The sequence below is a fragment of the Chitinophaga ginsengisegetis genome (assembly GCF_900168065.1).
Classification (GTDB): Bacteria; Bacteroidota; Bacteroidia; order Chitinophagales; family Chitinophagaceae; genus Chitinophaga; species Chitinophaga ginsengisegetis.
In genome coordinates, this window is sequence record NZ_FUZZ01000005.1 from 105,721 (window position 1) to 126,494 (window position 20,774).

General features: G+C 41.5%; 21 protein-coding genes. 7 read left to right on the plus strand and 14 right to left on the minus strand.

All coding sequences use genetic code 11. The annotated features are described in order from the left end of the window. Nucleotides 1–18: 18 nt before the first annotated feature. The 4 genes from B5Z18_RS26520 to B5Z18_RS26535 all read left to right on the plus strand — a co-directional run bounded on the left by B5Z18_RS26520 (nucleotide 19) and on the right by B5Z18_RS26535 (nucleotide 3,233). Nucleotides 19–1,230, plus strand: a complete 1,212-nt coding sequence (locus B5Z18_RS26520) for a hypothetical protein (RefSeq protein ID WP_079472578.1) — start codon at nucleotides 19–21, stop codon at nucleotides 1,228–1,230. 182 nt (nucleotides 1,231–1,412) lie between these two features. Then, entirely contained in the window at nucleotides 1,413–1,691 is a 279-nt protein-coding gene (locus B5Z18_RS26525) for a helix-turn-helix domain-containing protein (protein ID WP_079472579.1), read from the plus strand. Beyond that, nucleotides 1,691–2,629 carry a hypothetical protein gene (locus B5Z18_RS26530; protein WP_079472580.1) on the plus strand — a complete coding sequence of 313 codons (939 nt, stop codon included), beginning with the start codon at nucleotides 1,691–1,693 and terminating at the stop codon, nucleotides 2,627–2,629. The genes B5Z18_RS26525 and B5Z18_RS26530 overlap by 1 nt, the downstream gene beginning before the upstream one ends. Continuing rightward, nucleotides 2,550–3,233 (plus strand): hypothetical protein, encoded by a 684-nt coding sequence (locus tag B5Z18_RS26535; protein WP_200817367.1) that lies wholly within the window; start codon nucleotides 2,550–2,552, stop codon nucleotides 3,231–3,233. The genes B5Z18_RS26530 and B5Z18_RS26535 overlap by 80 nt, the downstream gene beginning before the upstream one ends. A 500-nt stretch (nucleotides 3,234–3,733) precedes the next feature. Here B5Z18_RS26535 and B5Z18_RS26545 read toward each other — a convergent pair whose 3' ends face one another. The 8 genes from B5Z18_RS26545 to B5Z18_RS26575 form a co-directional block, all read right to left on the minus strand. Continuing rightward, entirely contained in the window at nucleotides 3,734–4,786 is a 1,053-nt protein-coding gene (locus B5Z18_RS26545; RefSeq protein ID WP_079472583.1) for a hypothetical protein, read from the minus strand. Nucleotides 4,787–4,941: 155 nt separating this feature from the next. Beyond that, a complete protein-coding gene (locus tag B5Z18_RS26550) occupies nucleotides 4,942–6,159 on the minus strand; it encodes a hypothetical protein (RefSeq protein WP_079472584.1) in 1,218 nt (405 codons plus the stop codon). A 275-nt stretch (nucleotides 6,160–6,434) separates the two neighbouring features. Next, a complete protein-coding gene (locus B5Z18_RS26555) occupies nucleotides 6,435–8,912 on the minus strand; it encodes a S8 family peptidase (RefSeq protein ID WP_079472585.1) in 2,478 nt (825 codons plus the stop codon). Between the two features lie 13 nt (nucleotides 8,913–8,925). Beyond that, on the minus strand, nucleotides 8,926–9,906 hold the full coding sequence (locus B5Z18_RS26560; RefSeq protein WP_079472586.1) for an AAA family ATPase: 981 nt from the start codon (nucleotides 9,904–9,906) through the stop codon (nucleotides 8,926–8,928). 1,498 nt (nucleotides 9,907–11,404) lie between these two features. Beyond that, the gene (locus B5Z18_RS32610) at nucleotides 11,405–11,557 is read right to left on the minus strand and encodes a hypothetical protein (RefSeq protein WP_159454441.1); all 153 of its coding nucleotides are present in this window, start codon (nucleotides 11,555–11,557) and stop codon (nucleotides 11,405–11,407) included. Next, complete coding sequence (locus B5Z18_RS26565; RefSeq protein ID WP_079472587.1) at nucleotides 11,544–12,014, minus strand: PIN domain-containing protein; 471 nt, start codon at nucleotides 12,012–12,014, stop codon at nucleotides 11,544–11,546. The genes B5Z18_RS32610 and B5Z18_RS26565 overlap by 14 nt, the downstream gene beginning before the upstream one ends. A gap of 39 nt (nucleotides 12,015–12,053) precedes the next feature. Further along, nucleotides 12,054–12,413 carry a hypothetical protein gene (locus tag B5Z18_RS26570; RefSeq protein WP_079472588.1) on the minus strand — a complete coding sequence of 120 codons (360 nt, stop codon included), beginning with the start codon at nucleotides 12,411–12,413 and terminating at the stop codon, nucleotides 12,054–12,056. Between the two features lie 126 nt (nucleotides 12,414–12,539). Then, nucleotides 12,540–12,779 carry a SymE family type I addiction module toxin gene (locus tag B5Z18_RS26575; RefSeq protein WP_079472589.1) on the minus strand — a complete coding sequence of 80 codons (240 nt, stop codon included), beginning with the start codon at nucleotides 12,777–12,779 and terminating at the stop codon, nucleotides 12,540–12,542. Between the two features lie 247 nt (nucleotides 12,780–13,026). Between B5Z18_RS26575 and B5Z18_RS26580 the strand changes: the two genes are divergently transcribed. Then, entirely contained in the window at nucleotides 13,027–13,365 is a 339-nt protein-coding gene (locus B5Z18_RS26580) for a helix-turn-helix domain-containing protein (protein WP_079472590.1), read from the plus strand. A gap of 92 nt (nucleotides 13,366–13,457) precedes the next feature. On the opposite strand, the gene B5Z18_RS26585 is transcribed toward B5Z18_RS26580, so the two are convergent. Both B5Z18_RS26585 and B5Z18_RS26590 read right to left on the minus strand, forming a co-directional pair. Beyond that, a complete protein-coding gene (locus B5Z18_RS26585; RefSeq protein WP_079472591.1) occupies nucleotides 13,458–13,667 on the minus strand; it encodes a hypothetical protein in 210 nt (69 codons plus the stop codon). A gap of 57 nt (nucleotides 13,668–13,724) precedes the next feature. Beyond that, the gene (locus tag B5Z18_RS26590) at nucleotides 13,725–14,504 is read right to left on the minus strand and encodes a hypothetical protein (protein ID WP_079472592.1); all 780 of its coding nucleotides are present in this window, start codon (nucleotides 14,502–14,504) and stop codon (nucleotides 13,725–13,727) included. 144 nt (nucleotides 14,505–14,648) lie between these two features. Between B5Z18_RS26590 and B5Z18_RS26595 the strand changes: the two genes are divergently transcribed. Further along, nucleotides 14,649–14,864 (plus strand): hypothetical protein, encoded by a 216-nt coding sequence (locus B5Z18_RS26595; RefSeq protein WP_079472593.1) that lies wholly within the window; start codon nucleotides 14,649–14,651, stop codon nucleotides 14,862–14,864. Nucleotides 14,865–15,358: 494 nt separating this feature from the next. Here the strand turns inward: B5Z18_RS26595 and B5Z18_RS26600 are convergent, their stop codons facing one another. The 3 genes from B5Z18_RS26600 to B5Z18_RS26610 form a co-directional block, all read right to left on the minus strand. After that, a complete protein-coding gene (locus tag B5Z18_RS26600) occupies nucleotides 15,359–16,108 on the minus strand; it encodes a hypothetical protein (RefSeq protein ID WP_079472594.1) in 750 nt (249 codons plus the stop codon). Nucleotides 16,109–16,158: 50 nt separating this feature from the next. Continuing rightward, nucleotides 16,159–16,950: a hypothetical protein gene (locus B5Z18_RS26605; RefSeq protein ID WP_143313716.1), complete on the minus strand. Its 792-nt coding sequence runs from the start codon at nucleotides 16,948–16,950 to the stop codon at nucleotides 16,159–16,161. Nucleotides 16,951–17,740: 790 nt separating this feature from the next. Next, nucleotides 17,741–18,472, minus strand: a complete 732-nt coding sequence (locus tag B5Z18_RS26610) for a DUF1266 domain-containing protein (RefSeq protein ID WP_200817368.1) — start codon at nucleotides 18,470–18,472, stop codon at nucleotides 17,741–17,743. A gap of 278 nt (nucleotides 18,473–18,750) precedes the next feature. Between B5Z18_RS26610 and B5Z18_RS26615 the strand changes: the two genes are divergently transcribed. After that, complete coding sequence (locus tag B5Z18_RS26615) at nucleotides 18,751–19,272, plus strand: dihydrofolate reductase family protein (RefSeq protein WP_079472597.1); 522 nt, start codon at nucleotides 18,751–18,753, stop codon at nucleotides 19,270–19,272. 428 nt (nucleotides 19,273–19,700) lie between these two features. Here B5Z18_RS26615 and B5Z18_RS26620 read toward each other — a convergent pair whose 3' ends face one another. Further along, entirely contained in the window at nucleotides 19,701–20,765 is a 1,065-nt protein-coding gene (locus tag B5Z18_RS26620) for a serine hydrolase domain-containing protein (protein ID WP_200817369.1), read from the minus strand. Nucleotides 20,766–20,774: the final 9 nt, after the last annotated feature.

Here is a 20,774-nt window from a genome sequence, read left to right on the forward strand (position 1 = left end):
TCAAAACCATCCATTAATATGCAACACCAGCATTACCAATTATCCTATTTTGAAAAATTAATTCGTGTTGACCTTAAAAATGTCCCCGCTACGCAAAAAGAACCCGACAGTAAGTTCTTTGCTTTCACCACCACCGACGTTATTAATCAAAAGGAGAGTATGCTGCAAAGCTTTGGCCGGTACCTTTACGATCTTGGTAAAAAGAAACAGGTTGGGTGGTACATCAGCATGCATCAACAACAGCTGGTGCTACTTTTGGACCAAATGGCTACCTACTTGCCAGAAGCCGATGTTATAGACAGTGAGATATCACTAACTGACATTACCTGGTTTAATCTTTATAAGATTATTTATTTGAGCCTCAGCGAACTTCTATCATTCCTGGAGTGTCAGTTTGCGCGTTACCTGGACATTGACTGTAAGGTTCCATCATCCTATCTTCTAAGAGCAAAGAATAAGTTCTTCAATGATGTTGAGAAGCTAAAGGAAAATTTCGAAGAAACGGTCATAGAAAAGCGTTTGATATCAATAGTATTCCAGCCTTTTACAGACTTCGTTAAGGCTGACCAGACTGGCCTTTTGATAAGTTACCAACAGCTGTATTTTCTAAAGGAAATGGGGGATAAGCTGTCAGAGTTACTTGAGGACGTGGACGATGGAGTTGATCTGACAGAGAAAGTAAAAGATGTATTGTTGTATCTTAACTTCAATAGTGTGGAATACTTCCACTACTGGACGGAGACAATAAACGCAGAAATTGACAATCTATCTACCATTCGGGAAAAGCTTGACCGGCTTATTTTCCTTCAGAAAAAGGTTAGCCAGGCAATAGCTAAACCCGGTTTCATTTTTAAAAGGCTGTATGCTCCACTTCAAAGTCAGTTATTGTCCTGGTTGGCTGACGAAATTATGTATCAGAAAGAGAAAGCCGCTTTAGCTCATGGTAGTCATACCCCGGATGAATTAGGCCGTTGGAAGGATTTTAAAGTACTTACCGGTTTTTCTGTTCCACAACTTGGTAATATAATCAGGCTATTGGTGGATAACGGTTTATATCTCAATAAGAACAAAACAGAAGTACTGGACTTCTTCTCTCATTTCTTTACTTCTGTTAAACAGGACACCATTTCCGCAGGAAGTCTGCGTTCAAACTTTTATAAAGATGATGCAGCTGTATCCAAAGCTGTCCGGAATATTTTAACAGATCTTATTAAATCTTCTCATAAATAAACTTTCCTGTTGGAGTATTTCCTATAATGATAATTTCCCGGAGAGCGTTGTCGTCAAAATAATTCTATGAAATTCTTCTCGTTAATAATCAAATAGTTACAGGGGGTACTGTTACCCCCGTGACTGTTCCTGCGTAGGGAATAACTTTTCTTTTGCTGCCATACCAAACAAACCCAAAACGTATGGCACTAGAAATTTTAACCCGTGAAGATTTTGTAATCTTCAAAGCCGAATTGTTCCAGGAACTAGGCAAATTATTCAACGCCCCAGCCGTTAAATCCCGTAAATGGCTTAAATCTCACGAAGTACGCGAACTCCTAAGTATTTCTCCCGGTACCCTCCAGAACATGCGTATTAACGGCACGCTTGCTTACACCAAAATTGGCGGCTTGATCTTCTATGATCAGGACGAAATATTAAAGCTGCTGGATGGTAAAAAGAAATCTGTAAAGCATTCCTGATGAAGACAGCAGCTCCTACCAACTACATCAGGCATATGAATGCCTTCTTCGCACAGGTGCGGAGAGATGATCGGTTACATGCCAATCATGTCAGCCTGTATATGGCTTTGTTCCAAATCTGGAATCAGCACCACTTTAAAAAATCCTTTCCCATCCTGCGCGAAGAAGTCATTGCATTGTGCTGTATTGGCTCTATGAATACCTATACCCGCTGTATAAAAGAACTCCACAGCTACGGGTATATCATGTACCAACAGGGCCGGCTTACACTCCCCGGAATTGTTACCATCCGTTCGTTTCCGGGTTCTTGCGATGACGATACTACCCAGCTTCAATTATTTGATGAATTAAAAGGAGGTGAATCAGGTATGAATAATATTCGTTCTGGTCGCAAAAGTGATACCGGTACTTGTATCATAAATGCGATTATACCGTGTCGCAAAATTGCGACTGGATCGTATCGCAGAAATGCGACTATGCCGTGTCGCAAAAGTGATACTATACCAGTCGCAATTTTGCGACGCTTTTATAATAAACAAATAAACAATTATAAACGAGAGAGAGAAAACAGGCTCTCGCTCTCAAAAAAAAATTATAAAGATGAAATTAAAAATCCCCAACTCGATCAGTATACACCCGGCGCGGAAAATGCCGATGCTGCCGAGCGTGTTCTCCCCACCTTGCCCCAGGTGCAGGAATTTTTTAACGCCAACGTCTACCCGTCGTTGGAAGCAGGCAAATTTTTCCACCACTACCAGGCCAATGGCTGGCAACAAGCCGGAAAAACGCTGATCACCGACTGGCAGGCTGCTGCCCACAAATGGATACTCAATATTCACCCTCTAAAAATTGTAACCCATGAAAAAAACACCAAACAACCAGCCGGGCCAGGAAGGCTCCATGTCAATGAAAACAAAAGCTATTCAGAGCCCTTATGACTACTACCAGTTAATGCAGCAGCTGGAGGAACATGGAAAGAATGTGTATGGCCCGCGATTCAGGATTGATGATATAGACCGGTCGGTAGTGGTGAAACTGTTGGCTTACTTCCTGCAGGACGAACCAATAGCTGCCGCGGAAGGCATAGACCTGCACAAAGGCATATTGCTCATGGGACGTATCGGGTGCGGAAAAACCTCGCTCATGACCCTGATGAGAGCATTGGCGCCGGAATCGTATCGGCCGCAGATCGTTTCCTGTAGGGATGTTAGCTTTGAATTTGGTAAGATTGGTTATGATGCCATTGCTAGGTATAGCAGGAATGCTTTTTTTCCTTACTCCAGTATTCCGAGGGTGCATTGCTTTGATGACCTGGGTGTAGAGCAGAATATGAGTTTTTGGGGGAATAATTGCAATGTGATGGGAGAAATCCTTTTGTCACGGTATGACCTACTGATTTCTAATAAAATGCTTACGCATGTTACAACAAATCTTAATAGCCTGGAGCTGGAGGGCTTATACGGCAACCGGCTACGTAGCAGAATGAGGGTCATGTTCAACCTGATCGCGTTTGATCCCAGCACCACAGATAAAAGACGTTAAACTTTCTCTTAAAAAAAATATTATGTATCCCTCCTTCATTACTTTGGTTAATAGCGATACATCTGGGACACGGCTACTTAAAATTTGCGGTCATGAATTTAAAGCATTTGATTATGACTGGTATATTGAAGATGCAATTATGTTGGCAAAGTGTTGGAAACCTCACCAGATTACCTATCGGCGTATACTTCATTTACGCACATGGATAAGGGAGAATTATCAGCACGGTCATGAAATACCTTATAAGCATCTCCGTAGTTTACATGGATGTAAACATTGGGTAGAAAGTGTTATTCACAAGGAGTATAAATATGCAGACGAAACATTCAAGTCAAACTATGAGGAAATGTTAACAAATAATACATTGATTTTTTTACGTGGAAATTCCAGTTGATAATCTGATACCACAATATAGCCTAAAGGTATTTAAGCGAAGGGTAGATGGCTGTAGGCTATTTATTGTGTATGACTTATGCCGCATAACAACCCAGGTGACCAATTTACTTTAACTTCTTTTTCCACAAGAGCTTATCAGCTCTTTTCAGTATCCTGTACTTCATATTCGTTAGAGGAGGTAAAAGTTCTGGCTCCTTTACCGGAAAGTTATTATGAAGGAGGTCCCGGTTGTACCCTTTGTAAGGAGTGTAGAGAATATGCTTGGCATAAAAAAGCCTTTCTGAGCTTTTGATGATTTCTTGGTACGCTGTGACTTTTTCAAGGAAACGAAAGCTATCAATATTGTTTAACAGGCTTTCCCCTGCCTTTTTTAAAAAAATCCAGGTTAAAAACTGGACGCTTAAATAGACTTTCAAATAGTTCTCTAAGTTGTATTCAGTTCCAAGTCCAAACTCATGCAATATTGCATGCCTATTCAATTCATCAGTAACGTCTTTAGTTTGGGTATTGAGGTACAGTGAATCATCCACAAAACCGGTTATAAAAGAAAACCATTTATCAAGGTACTTGGTTTCGTATTTTACGAGCTGCTTAATTTGGTTGATTGAGAAATTAATCGGCTCATTATTCTGGTTCCTCTCAGTGCGGAAACTTTTTTCGGCTGCATCTATTAACTCCCTTCTGAGCTTATCAAAGCATTTCCTAAGATCAGCAAATCCGATGTCCTTGTTTTCTCGACCATGCTCGTTAATCAGGTATTTGCGAAGTATGCCTTCAAAAATTGGTATAATGGTCTTTATAGCGCCTTCGTAGTCTCTTTGGAAGGCTAGTATAATGCTATGCTCTATGGATAGTAGGAAAGGTTCAATGTAAGAGCAGCGCTGACAGTAGCCATCCACAAATGACGCTATCGATTCAAGCTGGTAAAATTTTCTTGTCATCAATTTGTTAATGTTCTGCTTCTGATCACCACCAGCTCTGGCTAGGTCAGCCAAATAAGTAAGATCAGCACCAATAAAGAATAATGGGCACACGAAAAACCAACCATTAGTAATTAGAAATTGGTTGACCACGCTATATTCCTCTAATTGCTTTAGCTCTGTTACCATCATTTCCTTATGTCGTTTATAATGGTAGTCTGCTACTGAATTATTCATCAGCACATATTTTTAGTATTACTGAATAGTTTAAAAGTCAGTGTGTGTAAAATGAATATAATGATTGAAATCGTGATTTGATGCCCGCAATCGGTATGATTGCCCTTTCTATCAGCACTATTTCATGTACAGGTATGTAAATTGTCCTGAAATTTCTAAAGGGGAGGAGAAAATAATTTTACGCGACAGTTCTTTAGTTCCTGGTCAATAATGGTGGTGATTTTTGTGTGATCGAAATCCCATCCTATAAATCCAGACCAAATGTTAATCATCCCAATATCTGCACCCTTAAATTGTGTATTCACTGCTTTTAAACAAATTTTAAATGCGTTTAGATTAAACGGTAGGTTATTTCCACTATGTAGTTTGACATAAGCATTTACCAGGACAATCTGTTTCAAGTGGCCATAGTTTACTGAAATAGTTTTATGTTCAATCTTACCGAGTTTTTCCTTTGGGCTGGATGTAGGAGAGGAGGCAACAGGATTTTTAATCTCACCAAATTCAATTGTGATTTCCTTGGAGAATCGTGATTGTCGTCCCGTACAGCAGCAGAAATTTATAAGCACATTAAAATGCCCCTTCTTCGCCATTTCTATTAGATTTCCATTAAATTGGAGAATTCTAAATGTATAGAAATCTGCTTGGTCTTTTGGAATGCCTAATGATATTAATTCAAGGTTTGAACTCATTCCACTGAAGACAGGAAGGACTAAGTTATTTGTTTTTTTTAGTGTGAAACGCTTATATTTTAGCAACTCACTGCCCCCCAGGTTGATAAAATAGGCAATTCCTCCCATAATAAATCTACAGATACGCAGATTTTTCGTTCTGATTACCTCTGGTGTAACTATGAGGGGAAGTGGTTGTCCTATGACATCCAAAATACTGATCATTGAAATTTGAAAAGTGTCCTCGTTACCAGGATCTTCGTCAAGGAGCATTTGTCTGATGACTGGCTCCAACTCTTCTACGTCAACTTGCTGGAAGAACTCAAGATTTGTTATATGGCATCGCCACAGCACTGACAAAAGGAATAATTTCATTCTTTTGTAGTCTATGTTATTAATTAATAGCTCATGAATTTCTTTCACCCAAAATTGTCTGTCAATATTTGTTATCACCGGATAAATTTGATTTTTCAACGCAGAGGAAGCATCGTATTCTAAACTACCGAGTTTTTCATTGTCGCATTTGGCGCACAGGATATTTCTGTCAAACAGGCCCTTGTTTAAAAACCTTGAGGAATCCTCTTTTAAATTTACCGAGGCAATTTTTCCGTTTCTGTCTTTAACATCCTTGTAAAGGAAATCGGGTATAATATGAGATTCTACAAGTTTTGATTCATTTCCGCAGAGCAGGCATCTACTCATCGTCTATTGGGTTTAGTTAAAAGATAAAGGATTAAAATTATCGCTATAATATGAAATTAAGGATAGGCCAGGAAGACTGTTAACTCAAAAGGTGACCCATCGAAAATGTGGCTAGAAGCCAAGCTAATTCAAAATTTTTCTTTTAAAACAGATTGGGGTATTGCCTTTCGCTCGGAACTAATTTTTAGCAGAATTAAATATGAAAAATTGTTGCCTGCCAGTGATAAAAGTTCTTCCAGGAATTTTTTAACATAATAGAATTACGTTTTAAGGGCTTAGATATCAATATCTAGCATGTTTGCTATGGGGGTGTAGATATCTACGCCTATATCGTTATTGGGTGTCTCAATAGTCACGATTAGGCTGTAACGTACCTGATGCTCGTATCTTTGGAGCTGTTTGCGACTTCTCCACCAACCACCTACGGGGTAAACCGCGATTTTGTTTTTCCCGGCAAGATCAGCGGCCGTTCCTTCCCAGATATCTTTATGAACGGAGCCCTTATTCCGTATTCTATCTCCTAGCAGCCAGTTTTCAGCTCCTTCTGCCATATAGTCCTCTTCCCGCATGGTGCGGCTTACCCGCGCCCTGAAAGCTTGTTCTCCTTCGTTGCGGTCTATCATCTTAAATCTAAGACCATGAGACTGATAGCTGGCCGCAAGCTGATAGTTACGAGCCGTGTTGGGATTAGGTTCAATAAAGTAAGAAAGTGTCACCTTTAATCGTACGGCCATATCATGCATAGCTCTTAATTGTTCTGTAGGCCAGGGAAGATCAAATAAGTGAAATTCGTCAGTAGCCGTAGTGGTACGAACAAGTTTGTAGGGTTTTATGCTCCGCTCCGCAATAAGAGAAAGAGAATTATTGGCGCTGTATTGTGCTCTGGTAAGGTTTGGAACGCCATATCCGACCCTTTGGATTAAATACTTCTTTTCATTTGTGTCTAGCTCGGAAATATGCCGGTTTCCAAGCATGGCAGGTGTCCAATCAGCAGAATGGATGATAAGTCCTCTGATGGTTTCAGGCCAGCGGGCTGGATAGTGGCGATATAGCAGAGCGCCGAATCTTGCAGCCAGCGCGGTTGCACCACTGGTATCTCCAAAAAGATCCAGCCATGATGATCCGGGCCCTCCTTTGGCAGTCGACAATACTTGCAGGGAATCAGGACTGGCTAAGTTATCCTGAAAAACGATATGATTGCCGCCTTCCATGACGATGTCGGGCTTTCGCGACCATTCACTGTCCCAACAAAAGGAAGTGGAGCTGCAGGGAGATAGCCCTCCACGTGGAGCCAGCAGTTCCGCTCCAGGAAACCTTCTATTATCGTAAATGTCTTTTAGTGTATAGGCGCCTACAGTGATGGCGTTAAAGGCTTGTCCAGGGTCATGGATGGACTTATCTTTGTTAATAATAGGATAACCTAATTGATCAGATTGATCAATATTGCCGGCGCTAATGAAAAACAGTGTTTTATCATTTGGTTGTTCGATATCGCCGAAAACGAGCTGGTCTATGGCAGAGGACCAGGATGAGGGGCGACCCTTATGTACCAGGTCTTCGCGGGTGATTGCCATACAAACCATTCTTTTGAGATCCGGGTTGATGATCTCTGCCGCGGCCACGGCCTGCTGGGTTACGGCTCCATAATTTTCAGGGGCATGGGGATGGAGAGGAGAAATCAGTTTGATACTTTCCAATTGGTGAGTAATCTCTACTGGCTGCACACCGGCCATCAGCTCTGTAAGGTCACCGTAAATAGCAAGGCCCGCCATAGGAGTTCCGTGGCCGCCCTGTCGACCGGTGTCTTCTAATGTCCATCCTGGTTCTAGCTTATCAAGATTTCGAGGTTCGACGACGGCGGCCAGCAAGGGATTGGCAATAGAAACGCCAGTATCCAGCAGACAGACTGCCACTCCATCTGGATTAAAAGTTACTCTCTGCACTAAATCGTCGATCCAGGGAGCTTGATCGGTATGACGCATATAAGTGAAAAACTCGGCCAATTCTCTCGGCTTTCGAAGTTCACACAATCTATCTGTATAAAGAAGTGCCATAGCTAGGTGCTGAACGGTAGCTTTCATGAGTACCACATACTGTTCCGGGAAGGCCAACCATCTGGCTCCCACCTGCACCCTTCCGGGATGAAAAGCCGCATGAAAAGGTGCCCTGGGGCCAGTTGACGGTTCACCTGGCTCGCGTGATAACCAGACCTCCCACCAGACCTCATTTCCCTGTGCAGGAAATGGTTCTTCAGGCTCCTGCCAAAAACTCTGTAACGTAGCGGACCTTATCTCTTCAATATTGGCAATAAGGGACTGGTGTCTGGGATTCCCACTATGGGTATCACGAGTCATATACTCGTCGAGTTTTCTTAAGAAAATTACAATGGCTCTTCTGTTCAGATATACTGTCGCTTCATAATAGTACTGTGGCTCGGTCCCAGGTCCTTGAACCTGAACGGGTATTTTCTTAAAAGATTTGAGTCGGAAGTTGCCGGCTGCGTCGTTGAGTTTTTCCAGGTCTAGTAAGAATTCGGGTGGTGATTTGAATACCAGATAAACAAATTCGCGATCTTGGCCGGCATCGAAAGTCGCTACAGCCTGATTGAATTGTAATGTGATATCTGCGCCGTGAAGAGTCCGATCAATACCTGCTCTTGGCACAAGTGGAGATCTGCCTGTTTGGTTGCTTGTGTAAGGATAAGTTGTGGTGCGATCATTTATAATGAGATGATCAGATAAAAACTGGGGCATACTCGAATAAAGGTTAGAAAGGTTTTTTCCTTTGCTCGATGTATGTCTTTAGACCTTCAATTGTCAATGCTTTTGATCCATAAATCAGCCCTTTTTTCTCAATGTCCATGCAAATTTTGCCCATTTCCGAATAACTTAGTCCAATAGACATATCGGCAAGTTTATTATAACTAAAGCCCTTTGCTAGAGGTGATCTATGCAAGGCCATTTTATAAAATTCGACAATTTCCTTTTTGTTGGGAAGTGGGTAGCGAATGATATCATCGAAGCGTCTAAATAGCGCTGTGTCGAGGCTTTCGGGCAGGTTGGTTGCAGCTACGATCAGGCTTTTGGAATCATCTTTCTCAATCTGAAGTAGGAAGAAGTTAAGCACTCTTTTAATTTCTCCCACATCTCCGCTAATTGTTCTGGTAGTACCAATACTATCAAATTCATCAAATAAATAGACAGCCCGGTACTGTTTCATGGCATCAAATATAAGCCTAAGTTTTGAAATAGACTCTCCCATATATCTGCTAATCAGACCATCAAGGCGGATGATGAATAGAGGTAGACCTAGCTCGGCGGCAAGTGCTTTGGCCGTTAGTGTTTTTCCGCATCCAGGAGGGCCAACCAGCAACAGCTTTCTTCGCGGAAAAAGATTATTCTCATACAGTACTTCATAGTTTGCCTGCTCGTCCAATACGCGTTGCAAAGATTCTCTTACCATATCGTCCAGCACCATGTCTGCCAGTTTTGCCTTGGAATGGACCAGTTCAAACAGATCATCCAACTCCTTTTGAGCGGCATTGAGCGGCATTGTCTTAATCAGTCCAACTGCGCTTTGCTTTACAATCTTGGCTTTGTCAATGATTTTTTTAAGCTCTTCTGCAAAATTGGTATTTCCTTTCCTGGCTTCAGCGGCGGCAATTTGCATGGCTATAGTAAAGAAGCGAGTATCTTCTCCATTACCATAAGATTGAATTAATGCTTTTATTTGATCTGCAGCTGCCATAATTTCGAAATATTTCCAATTTTACTATTGGGTATTAACTCGACTGTTGAATACTTTGATTTTTCCAATTTACTCATTCAAACCGGGACAATACTAGTATATTTTATCGCAAAATTATCCTTAAATTATGAAAATAACTAATTCGGCCCCCTTGTCCTCTGCAAAGATATTCCTTTAAAACGCCATTTATCTGCGTAGAGTTAGTCCCTGAACAAATAGATTTACATTCTTATGATAAGGGCTGATTAGATGACAAATTGTTAATGATAGATGCTTGCTCATTTTTTTGAGATAGGCCGGCACATCTTGCATAAAATTTCGATGAACGTGTCAGCGAATAGTAAATAAGATCAGCAATTGTGTTCATCAAAAATAACTTCTCCAGACTGATTATCGTTAAGTTTCTTACATTAATATTGGGGGCTAATTAGCAGATGACAACTTCGTAGGGACACCTAGTGTATTTCATCGTTTGAGGACTAGAATGCTTGTTATGGCGCCAGCATTAGGCTCTCTATCAAGCATCCTTGCGTCGCACTCTTCATCTGTAGTGCTACTATCAACGGAGGACATTACCCGTATCGAAGCGGCTTTGAGATTAGCAGACCGAAGAGAAGATTAAGGCATATTCAAAGGTCTCACTGCGGCCTCAGTCGGCAAAAAGGGCGCCAGGTACTCGCTTGCCCCTTCCGCTTCGCTACAGGGGCTGCGCTCCGCCCTGTCACCCTTTTTGCGCTCCTTCAGCCTCCGTTCGGGTAGCTCCCGGTCTGGCTAAGGGCTGTTTCTAACATTGGTCGCTTTTATACCCGCCATCCCTTCGCTACCCATTTTGTCCGCCCCCGCCCACCACCCCCGGCCTTCATTTTTGATTTGCCGTCCGCTGGCGCTCCCGGCGAGACAGAGGTCGAAGGCGCGGCCTGCTGCGGCTCGCCCTCGCTGGGCCCTTCCGCTGCGCTCCAGGGCCTGCGCTCTGGCTGCCGCCGCAGCGGCCGGGGGTGGAAGGGCGGCGGGGCGGGGGCGACAGGAACGCTGTTTAGCGGGAGATTATAGCACTGAACGACAGAACGCTGATTAAGCGACTGAAGAACAAGCTGCGCGAACACCAGCGTCAGTTCCCTGATCGACATTGTACTATCGCGCGGCGTCCGGAAGAACAGAGGATGGGGGCAGCGATAGAATATAGGCTCGGCTGTATCACTTTGACCAGCGTAGGATCATAAGCCGGGCAGGAGTTACCCATCCTCTGTTCTTCCGGACGTTAACCGCGTTTGAAAAATCGATAAAAAATCCACTTTCCTTTAACACCTCTGTAGCAGTTCCCAGGCACGGAGTTTTCCGATCGCTGGCATAGTCGTTGACGTATTAGAACGGCGGGGCTATCTTATAATTAAGGCATAGCCTCGCATTCCATACGTCCACGACTATGGCAGTTTTAGGAAATAAATTGGTGATTATTCGTGCATTACCGAAGGGGTAACTAGAAGTAATGCTGTAGCTGTTAAGGTAGCTTGGCGGCTTTTATCTTGTATTTTTTTCTTATGGCTTTCAGGTCTTTCAATAATAAATCCGTATTGCCCCAATATTTCAGGCTCAGTTTTTCCCGGATCTTTCTCACCTCAGCCACTGCATCGTACTCTTTACTTTTTTTCATGGTCATTTGGTTTTAAAATTTCTCTGGGTGTTCTTATTTCAAGAAGCCGGTAACCCATCCGCAAATTAATGGAATTATACAACTTTATCCGGTCCAAGTTTACAATATGTTTAAAATTCCAGCTGGCTAATATATCAGCATTGTGAAGGGTTGCTAATGCAATATGCAGTGCATCATTATAGCATTTATTACTTAATGCGCCTTCAGCAATGTAAATTTTTGCCAGGGCAGAGGCTTTAACGGTAGTCTTGATATCTATTTTGAAGATCGCCGGAACTTCCTTTAGTATCGCCTTTACCTCTTTATGGGCACCGTCCAGCTCCATTCTAACAAGGTCCGATAAGATCAATTTTTTGGTTCCATTCTTAAACTCACTCCATAGCGCCATGCTATGATCTTTAAATTCTTTGTCAAAACATCCCCCGATTACAGAGGTGTCTGTATAAACGTTTATCATAAAAGGACAATGAATGTTATGTTAGGGAGGAGGGTTTCTTTATAGGTCAGCTGTTTGGTTTTGGAATTCCTGAGCCTTTGTGCAGATTAAGCCAGGGGAAACATCCAAATACTGTAGCAATAATTTCAGTTGATTTTTAATGATTACCCGGGCCACCGCAATTTCCTGTTTGGTCGCTTTCACATTTCTACCTCCAAGCGGTGGCATAACAAATTGTGAGAACTGAGAATCGGTCCAGCCCAATTCCCGCCGCAGGTATTCTTTAATATAAATTGGAAAGTTGCAGAGCCTTGTGTAGCTATCGTGCAATTCGTTTTCTGACAGCGGTGCTGGCGGGAAGCATTTGGATAAGGTAGCTTCAATTGCCAGTAGCTGACTTTTGTGAAATTTAGTCTTCATGAAAATATGGCTGGGTTAACGACCTGAATCCTGTGGGCGGAAAGATCATTGATGCCATCCGCCCGCAGGCGCCAGATGGTCAGGGTTAACAAAAAGAGAGGGGACGACTAAATGATACCGTGGTGCTTATTTACTTCGCTTTTTTTTACCGGTTACGACCTCCTGTACTATCTCCGGTTCGATCCTGTTAATAAGAAGGCGGTTTTGCTCTACATCTACGGCTATTTTATCTCCAATTTTAAAACCTGCATTCTCCACCCACAAGCCGATCAAATTAATCATAGGTACATTTTTATCTTCAATACAAGTTCTGGGCTGATAAATAGAACTTACCGTTAAGCGCCGCGTTTTGTTTTGGTTTTTCATGTTGTTTTGATTGTAATTATTGATACATAAATGTACGTATTATTACAATAACAAACAAGCATTATAGGCGTTTTTTTGTATGTTTTGTGATATTTTTTGCTCATTCACTCCTTAATATTTTACTTATCAGTACAAAATTAGTATTATTATTTTATTGCATATCATTGTAGTTTTATTACTTCTTCATAGATTAGATAGTTAAAGTTTTATTTCAAGCCATTAGAATTAACCCAATAAAAAAAGGAATATGACATTTGGACAGCGCGTGACTATAATGCGTAAGCAAAAAAACATTAATCAATCTGAGTTGGGGGCCATGATTGGCACCAGCGGAAATATTGTGAGTAAATACGAAAGAGATTTTATCACTCCATCGATTGAAGTGGCAGCCAAAATTGGGAAAGCGTTAAACGTGTCCATTGACTACCTGGTTAATGGAATATCTCCGGAGAGAGGGCCAATTTCCGAGGAGGAAGCAGGTAAGCTGCGAAACTTCGATGAATTGTTACCTGAAGATAAATTGCATGTCCTGGCTGTAATTGAAGCGTTTCTTACGAAATCAAAATTGCAATCCCTTTTAGGATAAAGAAAAGGCTCCCGCGAATAGCGAGAGCCTTTTTCACCAAACAATCCGTAAGGTAACCACACCTTTAAACCGGAGAACTATTTCAAGTGATACTAACCACCTTCCTCATCTACTGCAGCCTGACTTACTCCAGTCATCACGGTACCGGCTACAGCCAGGTAACCCGCTATTTTGGCGACAATCAGCGGTAATGCAGGAATACCGATCAAAGCCCCGCTAATTGCGGTAAGGATCAATCCTATATTACGCACCTTGCTAAAGAAGGGTGGTGTCGATGCGATAAAACGTTCAGCTAACTTCATAAAACGTTTTTTAAACGGTTAAGAAATACCGGGATCGGGCAGATCCCGGATGTGTCATTAAGGGGCAGGAGGAGGAGCTGCCGGCATCCCGGAAACCTCCACCAAAGCCAGGGCATTGTAGGCGCCATTTTTAAGGCTATACAAGGCACCGTTAATCTGTTGGTAGAACTCTATGCCCAATGAAAGAAACAGCGGTTTTGTGCTGTTGGCTGTAACATTGACGGACAAGTTCATAACCTCCGTTGGGGTAGCGTCGATGGCTATTTCAGCGCTTGCAGCATTCGCATTCACAAAAGTTTCAGCCTCGAAATCAATCTCAGCACCCGCAACCATGATTTTGAAATGCGTGGCGCCGGCAGGACTAGCCAGCATATTGATTGGGGTAAAGGCCGGGATATCAACTTTAAGGACTCCCGTAGCACGATCTATGCCTGCAGTGAAAGGCGCAAACAAAGTGCCTCCCAAATGCCCATTGATATTGAACTCAAACCCTTTCAACAGCTCTGCTTCTCCGTCGATAACATTGCGCTGTCCTCTTACATTGGTAGCATCCGCCTGGATTACCTTCAGCATTTTACTGGCAAGGCGTGCAGTCAGATAGCTATCTCCAATGTTCAAAAGCAGGGTGCGGAATGCTGTGCGCAGTAGTTTACCGGCTTTACCAGCCCGGCCAAATTCTGATCCGTTTTCACGAGTACGGACAAATGCAGGATCTGTTGCGATGCGGTTGGCATCAATCCCACCTTTTTCGCGTGCCAGATGACCAGCCTGCGATTTGTAAAAGGTGATATTGCCTATCGTACCTTTCAGCGGAATAATTCCTATTTGTTTTGCCATTTGAAAACATTTTTGGATTAACAATAGGGCTGTTTACATAGCCAAGCCCGTTAGGCTCACATCTGCGCAGAATGTAGTAGATTTGTGATTAACCACATCAAACCTAAGCCGGCATTTTAACCCAAAAAAATTTCCATTCCGATTATGCCGAATTCGCAGGGATTAATACCTAAACGCATGGTGATTTATGCCCGGGACATAGAAAATATCACCGGCCGCAGTGAGCGGACTGCCCGGCTAATGCTGCAACGCATCCGGGAAACCTTTGGGAAGAATCAGGGGCAGTTCATTAGTGTTTCTGAGTTTTGTCAGTACACCGGCCTGAAAGAAGAAGAGGTAAACCGGTTCTTGTTATATTAAAGGCCGGTTAAAGCTCAGTATGAAGTATGACAACATGATATTGCATCGTCTGACTTGATAGCCGGCGGCTAATTATAGAACAAGCTAATGATATTTAATACCGCCATCTGGGATATCAGCAGCTGTTTTATCACCAAGATCGGTGGACACAGTTTGAAGAAAAGTTATTTTTTCAAAGAATTGGGTAATACAATGAGAGGATTATAAATAATCTTTACGTGTGGAGATGTCAGCTGTGTCTATGGTCTAGTAGTACCGTTGTTGCACCATTGATAGCGAAGATAGATGCCTAGAAAACGGATACGAAAAACCTCAAACGTTGTGAAGAGGTCAACTCCTTTATATGGAATCTAGCTGGCCGTGTGAAAAGAGGTCAGCCAGACTCCATATTGACATCCAGATATGTTTTTAACAAATCGCCTGGGGGCTTGCATTATAGGATATCCCTTAGCCTTAAGTAGGATATTTTATGCAAGAAAACGGGCGTTGGTATCTTAGGAAGCAGAAGCCGTCAAAGTAGAATGAAAGATAGCCGTTCCTGTTGGCAGCTGCGGAAGATCCCAATAGTATTGACTACTCCATGATATATAAAAAGAGAGTTCAGAATCTCCAACATGGAAGATTCCTTGCATAGTTCCTGATACGTTACCACCTCCCGCTTGCGCATTTATAATGCTGTTTCGGGACTCAATGGCACCTAAACCCTGATATACGACTCCCAAATTAGAAACAGTACTACTAAGGGGTTGCTTTCCGTTATAAGTGCGGATTCCGTTACTTTCAGTGAAGGGATAGGCAACTGAGACAGATGCCAAATAAATCACATTTATGGTTCCAGACCCAAAACTGTTATAGACAGTAACGGTATTGTTTGCTTGTCCAGTAAAGGACATGTACTGCGTACCATTGGTGGCAAGGGTGGACACAGACAAATTTGAAGTACTTGTTGGGAGCAGAGAATCTACCCCGTAAACCTGTAAGCTCATGCTGTCTTTACTAGCTAGCAATTTATTGAAGAATTCATAGGCCTGTTTGTAAGTGTCAAACTTAAGTTCGTTATCGCCACATGAACTTCTGGTTAGGGATTTGGCAGTGTTAGAAGGGCTTAAATGGACCATTTCCGTTAGTTTTTCCTTGTAATAGGATTCATCCAATGGGCCGGCCGGTGTTGCAGTTTCTTTTTTGCAAGAGAAAATTAGGGTCAATAACAGACAGAGTAAAGCTGTTTGAGTGAGTGTTTTCATCAAAAATTGGGTTTAAAAAATATTGAGAGAATAAAGGCTAATTTCAGCTGTCAGGGTATATTCGGGTTGTACATTTCATCCATAGTTACATTTTCTTTCATAATGGCATCGGCTGGAATTGTAAACAAGGAATCTGGTAGTTTTACATCAGTAACTTCCTTAATGGTCAGCACAGAGAAACCACTGATTGGTTTACCATCTTTGTCCGTTCCTGGTGTTGGCAGCCATAGCAAGGTAATAAAGGGGGACGTGCTATCAGGGAAAAAGCAGGCGAGTGGGGACTGAACGGGATAATGTCTCATGCTATACTGGAAGAATGCAGTGTCTTTTCCTACAATCCCGTAACCGTAACCTGCACAAGTATCTCCATTTTTATTCTGATTGGTCTGCAGTATGCAATTATTGTTTCTTTTTGGTGATAAAAGAGCCCTGAAGAATATTTCAGATCGTTGGTCTTCGATTCGACTTTGAGATATCATCTGCTTTCCTTTCTTCTTATAAAAGGTGTATGCTGTATCATTTTGGAAATCCAGTAAGTATTCTGGTTGAACCAGTTTGGCAGTTAGAGCTGTATGAAAGGAAGAGTTATCTTGCTTTTTGGTTGTATGCTGTGTACTACTGAAAGAAAAGTCTTCTGTTTCTCTTTTCAACACCTTAGATCCTTTAATGTAATAGGTGTAATTTGTAAATAGACTTCTGGCGGTGTCGGGGGTTTCTACATTCCTTTTTAGTACAAAATAGTGAGCAATTTTTACTATACCCTCTCCAAAGTTATAGGCTTTTTGCGCAAAGCAGCTCAGATAGAGAAGCAAAAATGCACATGACAAAATATAGGACTTCATATTAGCGGGGTAGTTTATTATATCATCAAAAATATCTCTATAAATTTTAAACTTTTGATAGATATTAATCAATTCTTATAATATATTAACCGTTTCCATCAGTATCAGGTGGCTGCGGCTCAGTAGATTTAGGGATAGTTCCAAATCAGAGCGGAGTACAAAAATGACTCAATTGGCAAAGCCGGCCAGTTTACCGTGTGCTTCTTCCGCTGTAAGAACAAGGGGTCGTTGTTCCTGAGATTCATGTTATATTAAGGGCTGGTCAAGGGAATAAATGGCTGGAATGAAGAATTGTAGCCCATCAGGGTTAATTCATTTTGTGGTCTTTTAGCTTTTCTTTCGTACCTTCGCGTGGATAAAAAGTTCTTTCAAACCTGATCAAATGAAGCTATTCCGGGAGGTGACAAAAAAGGTTACACTAACTTTGTAACCCCTGAAAAGCCGCGATATATAAGGCATTGGTGTAGTCCCAAGGGGATCACAACAAAGAATACAAACAGTATCAAAGCCGCATAAATCGCACGATTTACGCGGCTTTTCTGTTTTTACCATTAAAAGCTAAATCATACAAAATGGATCTGAAAGGATACAAAAAAGGATACAGTAAATCTAAATTTAGATTTACTGTATCCTTTTTCTGAAATGCTTATCAGTAAAGAGGGTAATGGTTTGCAAACCGATGCAAAACAAACCAGGAAATACCAAAATAAAACATCGGAACTTATTGGAATCAGCCCTGCATCCTGTATTTAAGCGGAGTTCGAATCTATCCTTGTGTCTTGTCAAAGATTTACGATTTTATAAAAGGGTATTTTGCATATATATCTACATCCTCAATTTTTCTCAATGCTGGCCCCTTGCTTGTTAATATTTGTTTGCTTTCTACTATCATTTCATCTAAATCAAACCCTTGTATTGTCCTGCCTAATAGAAAAGAAATGGTATAGTCTGTCCAGTTATCACTTTTTGCAGTTGCTACTTCGGAAGCTTTTTTCATAACTTCCCAGGTTTCGTTTTCCGTTAAATAACCTACCCAGTAGCACCATTTTGCCAATGATACGGCCCTGCAAATATCCCAGGCATAAGCAGATTTTACTTGAGCAACTCTATCCAGGTCTAGTCCTAAACCTTTTGAAATATTTTTTTGAGTAATGCTTAATTCTTTTGTTGACTGAAGGAAAATAGATTCAAATTCATTACTTCTTTGCAATGATATTAAACCATTTAAAGTTTCTTTCGCCGCTGTTTCATCTGTTATTTCCCATTGTTGCTTTAATCCGCCGATATATTCATTCAAACTATTTTCTGGTTTGATTCCAAGAATTTTCTCTCCTCTATAATAAAACAAAATTCCGCCAAATGACAGTAGTCTTTTCTGTTCGTCGGTTAATGGTTTGTCTGAATGATTGGTATTGAAACTTTCTAGTTGTTTATTATTGTATTTCTTCATCCTCGCTTTTAACACAAGCATATATACAATAAATAACAAGGCTATTCCACCGATAATAAGATAAGTGTTCATTGTAATAGGGACTTTTAATATTGGTTGTTTGATTATTTTTTGAAGTCAGTAAGTTATAGGTCAGGAGCATAATTGCTACAGAAAACAGTGTACGTAAAGGCTTCCATCTGATCCAAAAATAATAAAATTAATTAATATTTAAACTCTTTTTAAAGATTAATGTGATTCATGTTAGTCATGAAATATCACGTGTTAGTTGTCGCAAATAACTCTTAAAATGTCGCAATAGCCTACCTGGGTTGTGAGACGACCTAGTTACTTTTGTAAAAACTAATAAAATGAGAAAGATAAAATTACAAATGAACATTTTACTTGACAACAAATGGGACAGCGGAATGTCAGACTTTAGTATTGACAATCTCACCAATGTGGACTGCATTCTGCATGGGAGAAAAACTGGGCAAGGGTTTATTCCATATTGGACTGAAGTGGCAAACAATCCCAATGATGTTGAGCACAAACTTGGAAGACGGTTTGCAGAAATTCCAAATGCAGTTTTTTCAAATACCCTCAAGGACAGCAAGTGGGACAATACAATCATTATAAATGGCGATTTAGCAGAGGCAATAAAAGCACTGAAAAATAAAGATGGGAAAGACATTATTGTATATGGTGGTGATTCATTTGTATCGTCATTAATACAACATGATTTAATCGATGAGTATTATGTGCTTGCAAACCCTGCTGCATTAGGTAACGGACAACAAACCTTCAATCCTTTAAAAAACGAATTAGAGTTAAAACTTGTAGAGTGTAAAGCGTTTGCCTGCGGTGCAGTTTTAGTATATTACTCAAGATAGCAATAACATTAAAACAAGTATGCCAGCCGCTAACAGTGTCTTGGCAATATGGCGACGTCCCCACCTACATACGACTGAGTTCAATTTCGCAAAAAAAAATGAGGTCATTTTATTTCTTTTATATACATTATGACCCGTTGTTACGCCCCTTTAGCCGGTTTTCCAGATAACCAGGATTTCCCAAGTACAAATCCTGGGCAGCCAGTATTTTCCAGTAAATATTAGTCATAAAATATTTTTATAATGTATTTATTTCTTTTAATCAGCCAATTTCTTTAACTCTTGGATAAATTGGTTCGAGATTCGTACCACAGGGATCACTGGGAATTCTCAAAGCTCGCTCTGGTCGCGGGATTTGTTGTTTTGGTCTGTTTGCCAGTCGATCAAAGTGCGATTGCGTTATTCTTTGTTTACGGGTGCTTGGAATGTTACTTTATCTGAGCATCAACCAGTTTTCTCAACTCCGCATATTGGGCTTGCCTCCCGTCAGACTTCAGATAGAAAGCCATTAAAAATGCACAATATCCCTTGTTGTTATCGACCCATGGATAACTGCCAAAGAGGCCCGGGCTGCTGACCGTACCATTACCCATGATCCACTCACCGTAACCGTAGCCTGCACCTGTGGCTTCGGCTGGTGTGTAGGCTACTCTGACATCTGGCGTTATTCTGTTTGCCTGCATTTGGTCTATACTTTTTTCCGATAGAATCCTTTTCCCATGGAAGACACCCTTGTTTAAAATCATAGTTAAGAAGTGGATGTAATCTTCTGGTGTACTAACGGCCCCGCCTGCGGGTAAGGCTACTGCGCCATTCCCGAAATTCGTGTTTTTCATTTCCAGGGGCCCGGCGATGCGCTCGGCAAACAACGTCTCAAAACGTCTTCCGCTGATCTTTTCGAGCACTGCTCCGGCGATTTGCAGACCGGTATTGCTATAACGGAAAACTGTTCCTGGAAGTCCTTCTGTGGGAAAGGCAGCAATCTGTTCTATAACCCCGTCCATATTTTTGGCTTCCCTCATCACTTTCAGGTCTTCTTTTAAATCCGGGGAAAGGATCCCAGTCATATGCGACAGGCAATCTGCAATCGTAATACTGCCTTTCCCATGTTTAGAAAGGACGGGTATGAATTTCCCGACAGTATCGGTAAGTTGTAATTTATGCTCATCGACAAAGGTCATTATAAGGGCTGCACTCAGCCATTTGCTGCAACTGGCGATCTGCTGTTGGGTTGTTTCAGTATAATCGTTAAGATCGGGCTGTTTTCCCTGTCTTTTGGCCATTAGCCTGATCAGTGTCCGCTGTTTACCATTCATTTGATTGGTAGAATGGCTATAAACGATTTTCCCATCTTTATACACAACCAACATCAGGCGCCCACCCATTTCACCGGCATGGGAGTCGATCCATTGATCTACCTGAGAAAATGACTGTTGGGCCCAGGCTCCGCCAAATGAGAACAGAACCATCAGCAGCAATACTATCTTTTTCATCATCTTTTT

Excerpts from the sequence above, each read along its gene's own strand:
- B5Z18_RS26520 (WP_079472578.1), top strand. The coding sequence starts at position 19 with ATGCAACACCAGCATTACCAATTATCCTATTTTGAAAAATTAATTCGT.
- B5Z18_RS26525 (WP_079472579.1), top strand. The coding sequence starts at position 1,413 with ATGGCACTAGAAATTTTAACCCGTGAAGATTTTGTAATCTTCAAAGCC.
- B5Z18_RS26530 (WP_079472580.1), top strand. The coding sequence starts at position 1,691 with ATGAAGACAGCAGCTCCTACCAACTACATCAGGCATATGAATGCCTTC.
- B5Z18_RS26535 (WP_200817367.1), top strand. The coding sequence starts at position 2,550 with ATGAAAAAAACACCAAACAACCAGCCGGGCCAGGAAGGCTCCATGTCA.
- B5Z18_RS26545 (WP_079472583.1), bottom strand. The coding sequence starts at position 4,786 with ATGAATAATTCAGTAGCAGACTACCATTATAAACGACATAAGGAAATG.
- B5Z18_RS26550 (WP_079472584.1), bottom strand. The coding sequence starts at position 6,159 with ATGAGTAGATGCCTGCTCTGCGGAAATGAATCAAAACTTGTAGAATCT.
- B5Z18_RS26555 (WP_079472585.1), bottom strand. The coding sequence starts at position 8,912 with ATGCCCCAGTTTTTATCTGATCATCTCATTATAAATGATCGCACCACA.
- B5Z18_RS26560 (WP_079472586.1), bottom strand. The coding sequence starts at position 9,906 with ATGGCAGCTGCAGATCAAATAAAAGCATTAATTCAATCTTATGGTAAT.
- B5Z18_RS32610 (WP_159454441.1), bottom strand. The coding sequence starts at position 11,557 with ATGAAAAAAAGTAAAGAGTACGATGCAGTGGCTGAGGTGAGAAAGATC.
- B5Z18_RS26565 (WP_079472587.1), bottom strand. The coding sequence starts at position 12,014 with ATGATAAACGTTTATACAGACACCTCTGTAATCGGGGGATGTTTTGAC.
- B5Z18_RS26570 (WP_079472588.1), bottom strand. The coding sequence starts at position 12,413 with ATGAAGACTAAATTTCACAAAAGTCAGCTACTGGCAATTGAAGCTACC.
- B5Z18_RS26575 (WP_079472589.1), bottom strand. The coding sequence starts at position 12,779 with ATGAAAAACCAAAACAAAACGCGGCGCTTAACGGTAAGTTCTATTTAT.
- B5Z18_RS26580 (WP_079472590.1), top strand. The coding sequence starts at position 13,027 with ATGACATTTGGACAGCGCGTGACTATAATGCGTAAGCAAAAAAACATT.
- B5Z18_RS26585 (WP_079472591.1), bottom strand. The coding sequence starts at position 13,667 with ATGAAGTTAGCTGAACGTTTTATCGCATCGACACCACCCTTCTTTAGC.
- B5Z18_RS26590 (WP_079472592.1), bottom strand. The coding sequence starts at position 14,504 with ATGGCAAAACAAATAGGAATTATTCCGCTGAAAGGTACGATAGGCAAT.
- B5Z18_RS26595 (WP_079472593.1), top strand. The coding sequence starts at position 14,649 with ATGCCGAATTCGCAGGGATTAATACCTAAACGCATGGTGATTTATGCC.
- B5Z18_RS26600 (WP_079472594.1), bottom strand. The coding sequence starts at position 16,108 with ATGAAAACACTCACTCAAACAGCTTTACTCTGTCTGTTATTGACCCTA.
- B5Z18_RS26605 (WP_143313716.1), bottom strand. The coding sequence starts at position 16,950 with ATGAAGTCCTATATTTTGTCATGTGCATTTTTGCTTCTCTATCTGAGC.
- B5Z18_RS26610 (WP_200817368.1), bottom strand. The coding sequence starts at position 18,472 with ATGAACACTTATCTTATTATCGGTGGAATAGCCTTGTTATTTATTGTA.
- B5Z18_RS26615 (WP_079472597.1), top strand. The coding sequence starts at position 18,751 with ATGAGAAAGATAAAATTACAAATGAACATTTTACTTGACAACAAATGG.
- B5Z18_RS26620 (WP_200817369.1), bottom strand. The coding sequence starts at position 20,765 with ATGAAAAAGATAGTATTGCTGCTGATGGTTCTGTTCTCATTTGGCGGA.